Origin of the sequence: Paenibacillus pabuli NBRC 13638 (assembly GCF_001514495.1) — a bacterium.
Lineage (GTDB): Bacteria > Bacillota > Bacilli > Paenibacillales > Paenibacillaceae > Paenibacillus > Paenibacillus pabuli.
In genome coordinates this window covers 12,560-27,607 of record NZ_BCNM01000014.1, presented here as the reverse complement: position 1 = coordinate 27,607, position 15,048 = coordinate 12,560, and the positions used below count along the sequence as shown (strand labels likewise).

At 46.6% G+C, this 15,048-nt stretch carries 13 protein-coding genes; 8 read left to right on the top strand and 5 right to left on the bottom strand.

Features of this window, described 5'->3' with window-relative positions; genetic code table 11:
• Window positions 1-44 precede the first annotated feature (44 nt).
• Window positions 45-2,363, top strand: coding sequence for a glycoside hydrolase family 3 N-terminal domain-containing protein (locus PPA03S_RS18980; RefSeq protein WP_082704225.1), 2,319 nt, complete (start codon window positions 45-47; stop codon window positions 2,361-2,363).
• Window positions 2,364-2,639: 276 nt separating this feature from the next.
• Here PPA03S_RS18980 and PPA03S_RS18975 read toward each other — a convergent pair whose 3' ends face one another.
• The 3 genes from PPA03S_RS18975 to PPA03S_RS18965 all read right to left on the bottom strand — a co-directional run bounded on the left by PPA03S_RS18975 (window position 2,640) and on the right by PPA03S_RS18965 (window position 6,116).
• On the bottom strand, window positions 2,640-3,920 hold the full coding sequence (locus tag PPA03S_RS18975) for a glycoside hydrolase family 27 protein (RefSeq protein ID WP_062325171.1): 1,281 nt from the start codon (window positions 3,918-3,920) through the stop codon (window positions 2,640-2,642).
• A 109-nt stretch (window positions 3,921-4,029) separates the two neighbouring features.
• Window positions 4,030-4,911 carry an AraC family transcriptional regulator gene (locus tag PPA03S_RS18970; protein ID WP_062325169.1) on the bottom strand — a complete coding sequence of 294 codons (882 nt, stop codon included), beginning with the start codon at window positions 4,909-4,911 and terminating at the stop codon, window positions 4,030-4,032.
• Window positions 4,912-5,096: 185 nt separating this feature from the next.
• Window positions 5,097-6,116, bottom strand: a complete 1,020-nt coding sequence (locus tag PPA03S_RS18965) for an alpha/beta fold hydrolase (protein ID WP_062325167.1) — start codon at window positions 6,114-6,116, stop codon at window positions 5,097-5,099.
• A gap of 143 nt (window positions 6,117-6,259) precedes the next feature.
• On the opposite strand from PPA03S_RS18965, the gene PPA03S_RS18960 reads away from it, so the two are divergent.
• Together PPA03S_RS18960 and PPA03S_RS18955 are read left to right on the top strand one after the other, a co-directional pair.
• A complete protein-coding gene (locus PPA03S_RS18960; RefSeq protein WP_062325165.1) occupies window positions 6,260-7,159 on the top strand; it encodes a LysR family transcriptional regulator in 900 nt (299 codons plus the stop codon).
• Between the two features lie 62 nt (window positions 7,160-7,221).
• Complete coding sequence (locus tag PPA03S_RS18955; protein WP_062325479.1) at window positions 7,222-7,593, top strand: winged helix-turn-helix transcriptional regulator; 372 nt, start codon at window positions 7,222-7,224, stop codon at window positions 7,591-7,593.
• 60 nt (window positions 7,594-7,653) lie between these two features.
• On the opposite strand, the gene PPA03S_RS18950 is transcribed toward PPA03S_RS18955, so the two are convergent.
• Window positions 7,654-8,724: an SDR family oxidoreductase gene (locus PPA03S_RS18950; protein ID WP_062325163.1), complete on the bottom strand. Its 1,071-nt coding sequence runs from the start codon at window positions 8,722-8,724 to the stop codon at window positions 7,654-7,656.
• A gap of 175 nt (window positions 8,725-8,899) precedes the next feature.
• Between PPA03S_RS18950 and PPA03S_RS32965 the strand changes: the two genes are divergently transcribed.
• Window positions 8,900-9,094: a hypothetical protein gene (locus PPA03S_RS32965; RefSeq protein ID WP_167666071.1), complete on the top strand. Its 195-nt coding sequence runs from the start codon at window positions 8,900-8,902 to the stop codon at window positions 9,092-9,094.
• Window positions 9,095-9,147: 53 nt separating this feature from the next.
• On the opposite strand, the gene PPA03S_RS18945 is transcribed toward PPA03S_RS32965, so the two are convergent.
• Window positions 9,148-10,047 (bottom strand): LysR family transcriptional regulator, encoded by a 900-nt coding sequence (locus PPA03S_RS18945; protein WP_062325162.1) that lies wholly within the window; start codon window positions 10,045-10,047, stop codon window positions 9,148-9,150.
• Window positions 10,048-10,205: 158 nt separating this feature from the next.
• On the opposite strand from PPA03S_RS18945, the gene PPA03S_RS18940 reads away from it, so the two are divergent.
• The 4 genes from PPA03S_RS18940 to PPA03S_RS18925 are packed head-to-tail and all read left to right on the top strand — an operon-like array spanning window position 10,206 to window position 14,819.
• Window positions 10,206-11,303 carry an ABC transporter substrate-binding protein gene (locus PPA03S_RS18940; RefSeq protein ID WP_062325160.1) on the top strand — a complete coding sequence of 366 codons (1,098 nt, stop codon included), beginning with the start codon at window positions 10,206-10,208 and terminating at the stop codon, window positions 11,301-11,303.
• A 10-nt stretch (window positions 11,304-11,313) separates the two neighbouring features.
• A complete protein-coding gene (locus PPA03S_RS18935; protein ID WP_068964167.1) occupies window positions 11,314-13,098 on the top strand; it encodes an ABC transporter permease in 1,785 nt (594 codons plus the stop codon).
• Entirely contained in the window at window positions 13,082-14,167 is a 1,086-nt protein-coding gene (locus tag PPA03S_RS18930) for an ABC transporter ATP-binding protein (protein WP_062325158.1), read from the top strand. Before PPA03S_RS18935 ends, PPA03S_RS18930 begins: the two co-directional genes overlap by 17 nt.
• Window positions 14,160-14,819 carry a metallophosphoesterase gene (locus tag PPA03S_RS18925; protein ID WP_062325155.1) on the top strand — a complete coding sequence of 220 codons (660 nt, stop codon included), beginning with the start codon at window positions 14,160-14,162 and terminating at the stop codon, window positions 14,817-14,819. The genes PPA03S_RS18930 and PPA03S_RS18925 overlap by 8 nt, the downstream gene beginning before the upstream one ends.
• The last annotated feature ends 229 nt before the right edge of the window (window positions 14,820-15,048 follow it).

The window sequence follows — 15,048 nt, the reverse complement described above, 5'->3', positions numbered from 1 at the left end:
CTTGACTACATATAGGGAAACAAAATGTGGCTTGGAAGCGTCTAATGATCGAACACAGAACATCAACAGGAGTGAAGCAGATGCATCTAAAACGGATGACAATGATTGGTGCCATTCTTGGTGCGATCCTCTTAGGGGCAGGAAATGCAGCTGCGGAAGAGCGATTTGTTGATCTGCAGCATTCAAAGTGGGCAGAAGACGGTATTTCATATATGGCCAAACGGGGAACTGTGGCTGGCTACGGCAAAGGGATATTTAAGCCCGAGGGGCTTGTAACCCGGGCACAAGCCGTAACGTTCATGGTGCGTGAGCTTTATCCGCAAGAGCTTCAGCGCTCAGTGAAAGGAACGACATATTCGGATGTTCCGACAACCCATCCGTTTTATCGCGAAATCGCCATTGCGGCAAAGCATGGACTTGCCAGTGGGTTTCCTAACGGAACCTTCCAGCCGGATGCACCGATTAATCGTGCAGAGACTGCGGCCTTCCTCACACGCGCGTATTCACTCGTGGAAGGAAGACATCCCGTAAGTTTGACTGATACGGACAAGCATTGGGCGGCAGCGCCTATTCGGATCATGAGCTCAAACGGGTTGGTAGGCGGTTATTCGGATGGTACCTATCGTCCGGCTCAACCTGTCACACGAGCGGAATTTGCCGTATTTATGGCGCGAGTAATTCGTTTCGAACGTGCAGCAGCCATTCAGGCACACGATTGGGATCAGCTCATTTCATATATGACCATAAGCGAGCAAGTCGGTCAGATGCTCATGCCTGACATCAGGCAATGGAACGGTAAAGTGACAACGACCATTAATGATGGACTGAAGCACAGTATTCATAACCAAGATTTGGGCGGATTTATTCTTTTTGATAAAAATATTGTAGACGCTAGACAGGTTACAACGCTAACGCATGATCTGCAATTGGAAGCAGGCGACATTCCTTTGTTTCTTGGCATCGATCAAGAAGGTGGCGTTATTCAACGAATCCCGGGCGGGACGAATCTGCCAGGTCAAATGGCGCTTGGGGCAACTGGAGATGCAGCGCTGGCTGAAGCGGCTGGACGGCTGACAGGGGTGGAGCTGAAGGCACTTGGGCTGCAGATTAATTTTGCACCAGTGCTTGATATTAACAGCAATCCAGACAATCCGATTATCGGCATACGGTCGTTTGGCTCGGATGCCGATGTGGTGACGCGTCTGGGTCTTGCAACGATCAAAGGCCTACGGCAATCGGGGATGATCGCAGCAGTCAAGCATTTCCCGGGGCATGGCGATACGACGGTGGATTCCCATCTTGGAATGCCGGTGCTAAAACATAACCGAGAGCGGCTTGATGCGGTGGAACTGAAACCTTTTCAAGCTGCGATCAATAGTGGGGTAGATATGATCATGACCGCGCATATTGCTTTCCCTGCTGTAGACAACGAACAGGTTACTTCACTCCATGACGGAACGAGTGTGCCGATCCCTGCCACGTTATCCAAAAAGGTATTGACGGGGCTCCTCCGGGAAGAGATGGGATACGACGGTATCATTATTTCGGATGCCTTCACCATGAACGCGATAGCGGAGCATTTTGGGGGAAATAGAGCGGTGGAACGCGCGGTGTCTGCTGGTGTGGACATCATCCTCATGCCGCAAGATTCGGCAGCTGCCCATCAAACCCTTGTGAACGCGGTTAAAAAAGGGACTATACCGGAGGAAACCATCCACGCGTCCGTCAAGCGAATTTTGGAAATGAAATCAAAATATGGTTTGTTTGAACGCAACGAATCGCTTGCAAGCAAGTTATCCAAGCTGAAGGATGTGATCGGGTCGGAGGCCCATCGCATGGTTGAACAGAACATTGCAGAGCGAGCAGTCACCTTATTGGTAAGCCGCGAAGGTGCAAAACCAGATCCAATTCAGCAAGGAGACCGGGTTGTTATTGTTGCAGCCGAAGAAGAACAGGCGAACCAGCTTGAGAAGCAACTGGTACAAGCCGCAAAGAGCGAGTCGGTAAAAACGGAGATTTCCGTTATGCGTCCAGGAAAGATGAATGAAACGCTCCAGGCGATGTCTCATGCAGATTACGTGATCCTGGCTTCCTATCAATTCCGTAATGTGGCCAGTCAGTTCGGATGGTCCGACTATCAAACCCTGATCAATGAGATGAACAGACGTAACCAGCGATACACGCTGTTATCGCTTGGTAATCCTTACGAGATGCTCCATCTTCAGAACGTGCGCTCGGGGCTTGCCGTGTATGGGAAGCAGGAGCCAAATACTTCAGCCGGAATTAACGTGCTTCTTGGGAAACGGGAAGCACGCGGCATGCTCCCAGTGAAAACGGATCAAGGTATCGTACCGATTAAGTGAAGCACCATGGGCGTTTATGACATCGCCGTTGAATGTGTGAAAGAAAAAGCCAGAGTGTCCTTGAACAATTAAATGTAGTAGAGAACACTGGAGTACCCGGATATTTCATCACTACAAATGAACACAGAGCAATGAAAGTCGCTATTCTAGCGGCTTTTTTGTCTTACATAGCAAGAGCAGTCCCACGATTCACACGTACTGATTCATTCGGATGGTTAGCGGAAATAAGGCAAGAGATCTGTCCTGATAGAACAGATCTCTTGAAGCATTGTACGTTTAGACAAACTCATAGAGGCGCACACCATGCGGCGGTACAGTCACATGTAACCATTTCTCCTTGAACTCGGCCGGCGCTCCGCTCCACAGTTCAGTACCTTCGGTTATACCGCAGATTCCAATTTCCTCTATGTTCATATCCAGTGGAAGATCGCTATCCCCAATGTTGAATACAGCAGCGTAAGTGGACCCTTCAGCATGTTGAGCTGTCCATACTATAAGATCTCCTCGACGAACAGCTTCTCTGGCTCCAAAACTCTCTCGGTGCATGCGCAGAACTTCACGGTTGGTTAACAGCGACAGCGTCCAGTCATCGTTGTCTCGCAGTTCACCACCAAAGATGAGCGGGGAACGGAAAATACTCCACAGTGACATCATAGTCAACTGTTCATCAGGCGTAAATCGGGTCCAACGATCCGCTCCTCCGCCATCCACAGAACGGATACCGATGTGTCCCAAAGGCAGCATATCACAATCCGGCCAACAACCTTTCCGGGGGACACCCTGCCATGTCCGGCAGCGGTCAAACATATCCAGTAACAATGGCCAAAGGTCCCAGAAGTCGTCGGTGACACGCCACATGTTGGCATGTTCAGCGAAAAACTCCGAGGATTCTACCGGCGCTGGCCCTGGGGACAGACTCAGTATCATTGGCCTGCCGGAGCGCTCAATGGCTTTGGAGATCATTTCAATCTCCGGGTGATGAGTGCCGTATAGTCTGGAAGCGGCAATATCGTCTACCTTCACCAGATCAACGCCCCATTGAGCATACAGTTCAAAGAGGGAATCGTAATAAGCCTGTGCTCCTTCTTTAGATGAATCCACACCGTACATATCCGTGTTCCATGGACAGATCGAGTTCGTATGGGCAATATCACGAGCAGTTGCGACTGAGCCCAGGATCGGGGTAGCGGCGTGTACCGCTTGTCGCGGAATGCCGCGCATGATATGAATGCCAAATTGTAACCCAAGACTATGAACATAATCCGCTAATGGTTTAAACCCTTGTCCTCCAGCGGCAGAAGGAAAACGGTTCTCCGCAGGCATAAGACGGGAATATTCATCCATGACCAGCGGAACAAATGGACGGTATTGCGAAGAATTTGCATGAGGTTCATACCATTGAATATCGACAGTAATATAGCTCCAGCCAAATTCTTTGAGATGTTCTGCCATATATTCCGCGTTGCCACGGATTTCGTCTTCGGTTACGGCCGCGCCATAGCAATCCCAACTGTTCCAGCCAAGCGGTGGCGTTGATGCTGCAAGTGTATGATTCATAGTAATACTCCTTTACTGATTAATTATTGCTCTTGCTAATTTCATCATAGTATAGGAGTTTATTAATGATCCATAGTAATCTTGAAGGCAGAATAGCATAATATTGCGGTTAGTCGAAGAACAACTTGCGATAAGTCAGACTTTCTCCTCCACTGCGGAATTCCCCCGGCGTAAGTCCGGTCAAACCGCGGAATGCCTTGATAAAATAACTTCCGCTGGAGTAACCGACTCGTTCGGCAATGGCTTCAACGCTAAGGGGCGTCCCGCGAAGCAGTTCCATAGCCTTTTCAGTGCGTACGCGGGTCAGATAAGCTCCTGGTGTCAAGCCCGTGCTGGAGGAGAATCGACGGATAAGGTGATACTTTGATAGGGAAACATGCTCAGAAAGTTGATCCATACTGATCATCCTGGAATAGTTATGCTCTATAAATTCGGCTGCACGTTGTATGTTATACGACCAGCTTTCCCTGTTCCGTAGCGTTGTCTTTTGTAATCTGACCAGTTCTGTCATGAACTGATAGACGCAAGACGAGGCGATTAGAGGATCGGTGATCCTGCCTGCTGCTGCATCCGTCACAATCATCCGCAACAGCCGGATTGGTGTACAATCGATGGGGAGATAAGGAACTTCCCCCGCTTCACGAGAGAACTTTTGCCAATGGGGCAGCACCAGTTCGGGCCGGAATAGCAGGAACAGGAACTCCCACGGCTCTTTCGATTCCGAGTCATAATAATAGCGATGCGGGCCTGGAATTTCGGCCAAGAAAGCTTGTCCTGTAGTGACATGGTGAATCTGGTCTTTCGACTCAAAAACACCTTCACCGGAGATCGTATACTGGAATAACAGCAGCGGGCCATCCGTACGTTCCAGTCCATCCCAGCGATACGTAGGATCGGTTATCGAATCACATCCGGCTGCAAATAAAACGCATAGCTGGAGCTCCTTATCTTCGGCGAACCGAAAGCCATAGGTACCTCTGGGAATGTTCATAGATGTCCTCCTGATAAAAAATAGGCTTACTGGTCAGAGTCGTAAGTCATTCTGTGACTATGGTACATAACAATAGAAGTTAATTTCATTATATGAAATATAAGCAACTTGCTCAATTAAACCTATTGCTGTTAAGGGGGCCGGTTCGTTGTGCCAAACTTCTGCATTTGGATGTTAATGAACATTTATTCGTCCACACTATACGCCAACAATTCCCTCAGGCTATCCTCAATATACTGGTTATCGACGCTGTTCATACCGCGACCGGCAAAGTGTCCCCAGATCGAGTCAATTGGAGAAAATACGGCATTAGGCATCCGCTGAACCTCGTATTCATTATCGGCCGCCGTGCAAAAGAGATCTGTGGCCCCGGGCATGATACATGCACGCGCTGTAATACTTTGAAGGGCCTCATCGAAATTTCCGTTATACAGCGGGTTAGCACTAATATCTGCGAATTGGCCTGTCCATAACATCGCCAACACATTGTGAGGGTCCATTTGCATAAACGCCTCTTCCCAGAACCCAGATACGAAATCCGCCAATGAGTCATATCCGAACCCGCGATACAGTTCCTCTCTGTAAAACGCCTGTGACAAACCCCATCCCGCATAGACACGGCCTACAGCGCGCAAGTCGACAGAAGTCAAATTCTCTTGTTGGTTAGCATCGAAGTGGGAGGCAGCCAGGAGGGGAGCGATTACCCCGTTCAGGACAACAAACGTATGAGGCCAAGTCTTCGCCATGCCGGCGATGGGCGCGATTCTTTCCACCATGTCTGGATAGCTTGCTCCCCATTGAAATGCTTGAATGCCTCCCATGGACCATCCCACGACAAGTGCAATCTTCTGAATGCCGAATTTTTCGGTGACCAACCGATGTTGAAATGTAACATTGTCATAGATTGTGACCTGCGGAAAGCGAGTTCGGTCAAATGGAGGCGGCGTGTTGCTGGGAGACGAAGATAATCCGTTACCCAGCAGATTCGGAACGATAATGAAGTATCTTTGCGTGTCTAATGCTACGCCGTCGCCAATCAACCATTCATTCTGAACATGCTGATCTCCAAATGCGGTCGGATAGATGATGACATTATCCTTCTTTTCATTCAATGTTCCATACGTTTTATAAGCAAGAAAAGCGTTAGGTAACGTTACTCCGGATTGCAATGTCACATCACCCAAATTAAAAATTTCATAATCCATCTGGTTTCTCTCCTTTCAAATGAAAACCACATCAGTGTCATGTGATTTCTTGTTGTCAGTATAGACCTGTGGTACTCTCAGTAAAAGTGAATAGAATTCAACGCAATATTCAATAAAATTGAAAGTAAAAGGGTGACTGCAGGATGGAATTACGGCAACTGAAAACATTTCGCACCGTTGCAACCACATTAAATTTTACGCGGGCTGCGGAAGTGCTGAATTATGTTCCCTCGAACGTCACGATGCAAATCAAAGCATTGGAGGATGAGCTTGGTGTTCGTCTTTTTGACCGTCTCGGTAAACAACTCGCGCTTACAACTGCGGGTACACGATTTTTAACGCATATCCAGGGCATTCTTAACCAGTTGGACGAAGCTCGAAGCCTGGTGCTTGACGATGAAAATCTAAGCGGTACTCTGACCATTAGTGCCAACGAGGTTCTATGCGCTTATCGGCTTCCTGTTGTCTTTCAACTGTTTCGTTCGCGTCATCCGGGAGTGCGTCTCATCTTTCGTTCCGTTCCCAATCAACAACTTAAGCAAACGCTCTTTGAGGGCACTGCGGATGTCGTCTTTATGCTGGATGAATCCATTCGATCAGGTGGCCTGACCGTGGAACCGTTGGTTGAAGAAACGTTTCGCCTATACGCTGCTCCGGACCATCCGCTCACGAAGCAAAGTGTGCTGCAACTGGAGGATTTTCATAGCGAAGTGTTCCTGACAAATGAAAAGGGTTGTACGTACCGCACCATGTTTGACCGGGGATTCGAGAAAGAAGGGATGGATAGCATTACGTATTTGGAGTTTCAAAATGCTGAGGCGATTAAACAGTGTGCCATAACGGGAATCGGCATCGCCTTTCTTCCTGAAATGACAGTAAAAGCTGAAGTTGCACGAGGCGAGCTTGTTGCGCTTCCGTGGGAAATACCGGACTTGCATGTGCATACACAGATGTTGTGGCACAAAGACAAATGGATCTCGCCAATCATCTTATCTTTCATAGAAGCAGCCAGGGAAGTTATTGGTGTGGAAGAACATCGTTGACATTTTTCAATCCTGGATTATGTTCAGAATATATCGTTATCGTAAAGGGAGAGGAATGTGGCATGCAGGAACCCATCAAAGTATATAATACTGCGGTCGAGGCTCTTCTTGAAGTCATTGGCGGCAAGTGGAAGCCCGTTATTCTATTCCATCTTACTTTTGGAAAGAAACGTAATGGTGAATTGTTGAAGCTGATTCCCGCCATTACACAGAAGATGTTGACGCAGCAGCTCAATGAATTAATAGAGGAAGGCATCATCTTACGCATCTCACATCACCAAATTCCGCCAAAGGTAGAGTATGAATTAACGGAATATGGGTGGAGTTTGAAAGAGATTCTTCATCTCATGTGCAGATGGGGCGATATGCATGTGGAAAAGGTTTATGGTGATCGAGGGGAAATTCTGTTCAAGCCGCCAACCTCTAATGAATGAAAACATAGTCCTAGCCGATTCCTGACAGCAGGAATCGGCCTGTTCACCATCATATTTTTATTACGGAATGATCTTGCGTTCTCTTAAATTTTCAAATATATCCATAAACATCGTTTCGGTGTCAACGAATTCGTGAAAGCCGAAGCGGCGGGCTTTGGAACCATCTGCGAAGAAATCGTAATCCCATGAGAAGACAAAGTCACCGAATGCCCATGAAGAGACAGATTCATAGGAATTATTCATTAGACCGTACTTCTCGATCATCGAATTCCACAGGACTTCTTTATCAGCCATTACGGTTGCAAGCGAAAGGGTTAGCGGAGGAGCTGTTTCCAATTCGAAAAACGCAGCGATTTTGGGCCAGAGTTCATTCCAGCGAAACAGATCGCCGTTGGTAATGTTAAACGCCTGATTGGCACAGCGCGGACTAGTTGCTGCCCAGACGGTCGCCCGAGCGAGCAGCGATGCATCGGTCATTTCGAGCAAGGAATGGTAAGCTCCCGGTTTGCCGGGGAAGCGAAGCGGCAAACCAAGCTCTTTCGAGATAGAAGCATACATTCCGATTACCATAGCAAGGTTCATTGGATTACCAAGAGCAAATCCGCATACAACAGAAGGGCGCAGGGCTGACCAGGTCCAGCTGCTTGCTGGCTCGCGATCCTCAAGAAACCGCTGCTGGTCCACATTGAATTCAGGCGGCATATGATGTGCATCTGTTTCCTTTGCAGGTGTTTTGAAGGGGCCTAGATGTGCACCGTACACCTTATAACCCTGCATCAAACTGATATGTTGAAGGTTGGGGGCGATTGGTTCAATTGCATTGACCACATGGACGAGCATCGCCAGGTTCGGTTCTACCAATTCGGCCCAAGTCGGGCGATCCTGATAAGCAGCATAGAAAATATGAGTAACCGTCGTTAAATCGCCCAGTTTCGCTTGAGTATCCGCTTCGTTCAGTAAATCGGCCGAAATATAACGTAAACCTGGAGCATCTTTCCCTCCGCGGCGAGATACCCCAATGATATCCCATTCGGGAAGTGTCATGAGATAATCAATCAGATTGCTTCCGATGACTCCGGCAGCACCGATGACAAGGGCAGTATATTGGGTAACAGATTGTTCGGGTTTCATTGGGTATTTCTCCTCTCTTCTTCTGTTCATTATTGTGACTCAGAACAAGAAAGATGAGAAGTACGCACCTTAAAGTTCCATACGAACTTAAAAGTAAGATATGGTTGTTATATGGGACTAGGGGAGTAAGGAGAAGCATCACTTCAAATGAAACGGTTAAACCGATATATTGCGAATGGCCACTCGGTTATGTTGGAATTCAGGATTTATTCTGAATATGGCTCAGGCTTACCGCAAGTTTGCCGAAGATATCCAGAATGGAACATCCTTAACACCAGGGTTTGCGGATGCGTTCAAACTGCATCAGTTATTTGATGCAGTGGAAAAAGCAGCACAGACCGGTGAGCGTCAAGTTCTTGTCCCGAGTTGAGATGGGTCGTGGAATAAAGAACGACTTTATCCAGGAAAAGAGTGTTATGTTTATTATTTTATTCGTGAGTTGAAATTCTCAATCAGCATACGCCAAAAGAGATTCAGCGAAGGTGTAAGAAGCTTGTTACGGTGGCGAACAGCATATATGGTCCTTACAGGGTTCCAATCAGGAATGGAGCAGGATTTCAATTCTCCCTTGACAAGTTCTTGAAGGATTGAAGCTTGGGACACCATCCCTATGCCCATGTTAAGACGTACCATTGATTTCAATGCTTCTGAACCTGACGATTCCATCACCTCTGTAAATTGAATATCATTGTTGGCAGCCCATTGATCGATAAGCTGGCGACTAGTAGAGCCTCTTTCATGAGCAATGATGGGGAGCCCTGCTAAATCTTTCGAGGTGATGTTTGTTCGAGCAGCAAGGAAATGATCTGGATGATAGATAATCACCAGATCATCTTTCATTAATGGCTCATAGATAAAATCAGTATCATCTGGCTCCGCAAGCGAAATGACTCCGACATCCAGGTCATAATGCTTAATCTTATCCAAGATTTGGGCTGCAGGCTTAACATCGATACTCAAAAAAAGTTGATGTTCTTGTCTGATTTTGGACAACAACTCAGGAAGGATATATGTAGCAGGGGTATGTGTACTTCCAATCCTCAAACGCCTGGAAGCTGTTCCCCTCTGTTCTTCAAGCGTGCGAAGCATCTCCTCGTTTAATGCAACCATTTGTGCAGCGTAATGATACAGTGATTTTCCAGCTTCAGTCAATTTGATGACATGATAGGTTTTTGTATGGAACAAAGCAACGCCGGCATCATCCTGAAGCTTGTTTAGATGGAACGTCACTGTAGGCTGCGTAATATTAAGTTTGTCCGCAACCAAATATAATTTCTGCATTTCCACAACATGTACAAACACTTTTAACTGCTGCAAGTTCATATGCAGGGCCTCCTCTTGTCCGAACATAGATAATATCTATCTTATTATATAATTCATTAATAATATTTAAAATAAGTTTAACTCTAGCATAATATGAATCTTCAAGATCCCCATTATGATGATTAAAGGCTTTAAAAATATTATCTAGGGGGATAAACATGAATTTTAGTTGGAGAAAACGTTTGAGTGGAATCAGTCTATTACTTGTATTGATCGTGGCAGGATGTGGCGGGGTAAACGTCACGGGCAGCAACACAACTCCAGGGGGATCCGAAACATCAACAACATCATCCAAAGGGGAGAATGCCAGCTCTTCCAATGAAGATACGGGGGAGACTATTTATTTATATGGCAATGATTTTGTGGATATTGTAGCTCCTGAGTTTGCTAAGCAGACTGGCTTCAAAATTGAAGCGGTCCATTATGGTGGAGGAGAGGCGCTGGCCAAGATTGAAGCGGAACAGGGCAACCCCCAATGGGACGTAGTTATGATGGATGGTCACGGTTCCATTCGAAATCTTGCAGATCGAGGATTCCTCATGACGGATTGGGTACCGGATAACATCGGAAACCTAAGCGATTATGGAGCATCGCTCATTCCTGAAGACCACGCTTATACGCCTATCACTATTCATGCTTCGGCTGTCATTGCATATAACACTAATCGTCTTACCAAAGAACAGGCACCCAAGTCATGGGATGACTTCTTCAAGTATGACGGCAATGCAGGCCAGGCTGATCCAGCGGTTGCAGCGCCTGCATATCCGCTCGTTTCTTCCCTGTTCCACCACTGGGGAATTTCCGATGCAGAGCAAAAGTATAGTCAAATGATGGATAAGGGCTTACGAGTATATCCCAAAAACGGACCTTTAGGAAGTGCTCTGGTTTCGGGAGAAATTGATATTGCCGCCCTGCAGGAAAGCAATGCTTATGACCTCAAGCTATCCGGAGAACCAGTGGATATTATTTGGCCGGAAGAAGGGGCCCCAGGAAGCCTAAGAGTCGCTGCGATCAGTAAACATACCAAAAACCCGGCTGCGGCAAAAGCCTTTATTGAATTTATGCTCAAACCCGAAACCCAACAAATGCTGGCCTCTCTGGACTCTTCCGACAGCTTCTTCACACCACTTGTACAGGGCGTAGTACCTCGGAAAGACCGTGAGTTGAACCCAACATTCATGATTCCACCAGCCGTCTGGGCTGCGGAGCACGAAGTGGAAATTAAAACATGGTTTGCAGACCAAAACGTAAAATAAGGAATTATCTATGAAAAATTCAGGTACTCGTTGGGGATTGGGCATTGCAATTCTTTTATTCATCGTCATCTTTCTCCCGTTGCTGGCTGTTCTGTTAAATGCCTTTTTGCCTGGCATATTTTTTGGAAACATACATTTTCAGGGGTTCGGATTACTTGGCGAGATTTTTCAACGTCCGTTATGGCGCCAATCATTATTAAATTCGTTATGGCTAGGCCTTGGAACTGCCCTATTAGGAACTGTGTTCGGTACTTGCCTTGCCATGATGAGAGCACGTTGGCAGTATGCAACAGGACGTCTATTGGATGCAGGAGTATGGCTTTTACTCATTACACCCTCTTTCATGCTGGCACAAGGCTGGGTGCTTTTCGGCGGGGCCGATGGAATTGCAAGTCGTTTACTTGGCATGGAATGGTTAACATCGTTCTTATTTCAACCCGTCGGGCTAATGGTCATTATGGCTTTGAGCAAGTTCCCCTTGGCATATCTAGCGGTGCTTGCTTCAGCAGAATGGAGTGTTAGTCATTATGGACATGCTGCTCGCATGAACGGTGCAGGTCCTTGGACGGTATGGCGTACTGTAGAGCTTCCACTTGCGGTACCATCGATCATCGCTGGAGCTACGCTTGTATTTATTGATACAGTAGGGGATTTTGGGCTGCCGGCGGCACTGTCGACAGTGTATCGTTTTCCAACGCTAACCTATTCAATTTATTCAGCGATCTATCAATCACCGGTCCGATTTGATATGGCCGGCGTGCTTGCTTTCTATTTAGTAGTTTTATTAAGCCTGGCGATGTTCATTCTTGTGATGAGTCTGCGCAAATCCAGATTTGATTTTCTGAGTGCTAAGGCAACCAAAAGCGTGAAAAGGAAGCCCCATAAAAGCTATTTAATTAATGCGATTACAATGGTTTCGATAGCAATAAGTATTGGCATTCCTATAGGAAGCAGCTTGTGTGTGTCCATCATGAAAAGGATAGGCGAAGGCTTCACGCTTCAAAACTTGACAATGGATCATTATCTTTCACTCTTTTCCAAAGCTGCAGCAGATCATACCCGGCTCAATTTTATAGAAGGTATGGTCCATTCGCTTGCCATAGCTGCACTTGCAGCAGTTCTCAGTATTATCATCGGTTTCATAGTCGCGTACGTGCTTACGTTTACCGAATCGAAGATGAAGGGTGGACTTCAATTATTTTCTATCGTATCTCTGGCCGTGCCGGGAATTGTTATGGGCATAGGTTATATCTTCGTCTGGAATCAAAAATGGCTTGAATACATGAACCTGCATCTATATGGCACACCTGCCTTGCTTGTCATTGCAGTTATAGCGGGAGCAATTCCTTATGCCGTTCGCGTTCAATTGGGATCGTTCGGAACCATCTCGCCATCCGTATTAAATGCAGCAGCTGTACAAGGAGCCGGAACGGTTGGTCGAATGGTACATATCGTACTGCCGTTGGTGCGCAGATCATTGCTCCTTGCGATGCTGGCTGCTTTTGGAACAAGTGTGTTCGATTTGGCTTTAGCTTCCATGTTGCAGCCAGCAAATTATGTTCTCATGCCAATCGTAATTGACCAAGCCTTTGAATTTGGCCGATATGGATACGCAACAGCAGCTACAGTTTTAAGTGGAATGACGTTACTTCTTCTCATCCTCCTGATTCAGTTTGCAGGGGAATCCATGTTTCGATGGAGTGACAATCGCCGAAGCAAGCGTACGGAGATGACTATTCCAGCAGAAACCCAACGAATAACACATGGAGGTTCATCATATGAATTCGATTCTTAAACTTGAGGGAATTCACAAGTCCTTTGACAAACAGGACGTTCTTCGCCCCTTATCTTTTGCATTGAACCATGGCGAAAGAATCTGCATTCTCGGTCCTTCGGGATGTGGAAAGTCCACTTTGCTACAACTCGTCGCCGGGTTACTGAGAGTAGATGGGGGAGTAATCGAAATGGATGGCAAATGTGTGGATAGCTTGAAGGATTTTACGCCTCCAGAGAAACGGCCGGTCAATATGGTGTTTCAGGATTACGCATTATGGCCGCATATGACAGTTCGCCAAAACATTGAATATGGCATGAAACGATCCAAAACGGAATCAACTATGCGAAAACAAAGGCTTGATCACCTCCAAACCATGCTGCAATTGGAAGGTTTGCTGGATCGATTGCCATCCCAATGCTCAGGTGGACAGCAGCAGCGAATCGGGATGGCGCGCGCGCTTGCAACAGAACCCTCCATCCTGCTGATGGATGAGCCGTTGTCTAATCTGGATGTGAAGCTGCGCACCGAAATGCGCAGCGAGCTGGCTTCCCTTTTGTCTGATCTTGAAACAACCGTGCTGTATGTTACTCATGACATGCTTGAGGCTTTTACGCTGGCGGATCGAATCATGGTTCTGAGAGACGGTGGAATCGATCAGTTCGCTGAACCCCATCAGCTATTCAATCGCCCAGCAACCCCTTGGGTTGCCCAGCTTATGGGTTATCACAATAAACTTTCCGGAAGCTATACCATACATAAATCGGTAGTTTTGGCAGAAGGTCAGTGCATTTCCGGGCAAATCATGAACCATGGAATGGCCGGTCAACGAGCAGTTGTTATGGTTCACCCACAACATATAACAGTTGGTAGCGAGCCGGAGGATGGTGCTTTTAATCAAGTTCAAGTTTGGGTAAAACAATCCATTTTTGAGGGCATTCATTGGAGGATCATTATGCAAACCAAGGATAATCAAAGTGTTCATGCTTTCAACACAGAATATATTGAACCCGGATCTGTGCGTTGGCTGCAGTTTCGTTCAGAGCAAACTATGATTTACCGAGGAGGAACAGAACCGGAAAATGGGTAGACTTCTTGCTGTGTCCGATATCCATGGATATGGACATCTTCTAAAAGAGCTTTTGAATGCTGCGGGATATCGCGCATATCGTGACCAATTGGTTTTGCTTGGGGATTATGTAAATAAAGGTCCCGACTCCTGGGGAACTCTGCAGTTGGTAGATGCACTAACCCAACAAGGAGCGATTGCATTACAAGGTAACAATGAACGTAAGTGGTTGAAATGTATGCAAAATTCGGATTCAGTTAGTCCGGATAAAATTCAATTTTATCGGAACTTTCTGGATCGCCTGCCACTTTTCTTTATAAGTGAATCATACTTGTTTGTGCATGCCGGAATACGACCAGGTGTTCCTTTGGGCTTTCAGACGCCTGAAGATCTGACCGAAATTCGACAACCATTTTTGGAAAGTCCAATGGACTCAAGGTATACTATTATTTTTGGTCATACGTCAACGTTCCGGTTTCACATCCCTCCGTGGCAGATATGGTCAGGCGATGGAAAATTAGGTATTGATACTGGTGCGGGTCACGGGCACTTTCTCACCCTCGTGGATCTTACGAATCAGGTACGTTGGTACGTTTCCGTTCAGCAACCTTTAAACATTCAGTTCGATTCTTTACTTGGAAATGAGCGGTATAACTCAACAAGTCTGACGTAGATCGAGTAGCTATTTTACATGATCTAATGAATGTGTGGCTGGGGTTACGAACGGTGGTAAGACAACAGGGGGATCAGCAAAAATCAAAAAATATATGCCAGTGCGAAAACAATCTAGCGATAAAAAGATAAGATGGCCTACTTCTTTTAATAGAAGTACGGTCTTTTTTGCATTTACAGAATATTAACACGATGCAGATACGCGCCTGATTTTTCACCCGTAACATAAG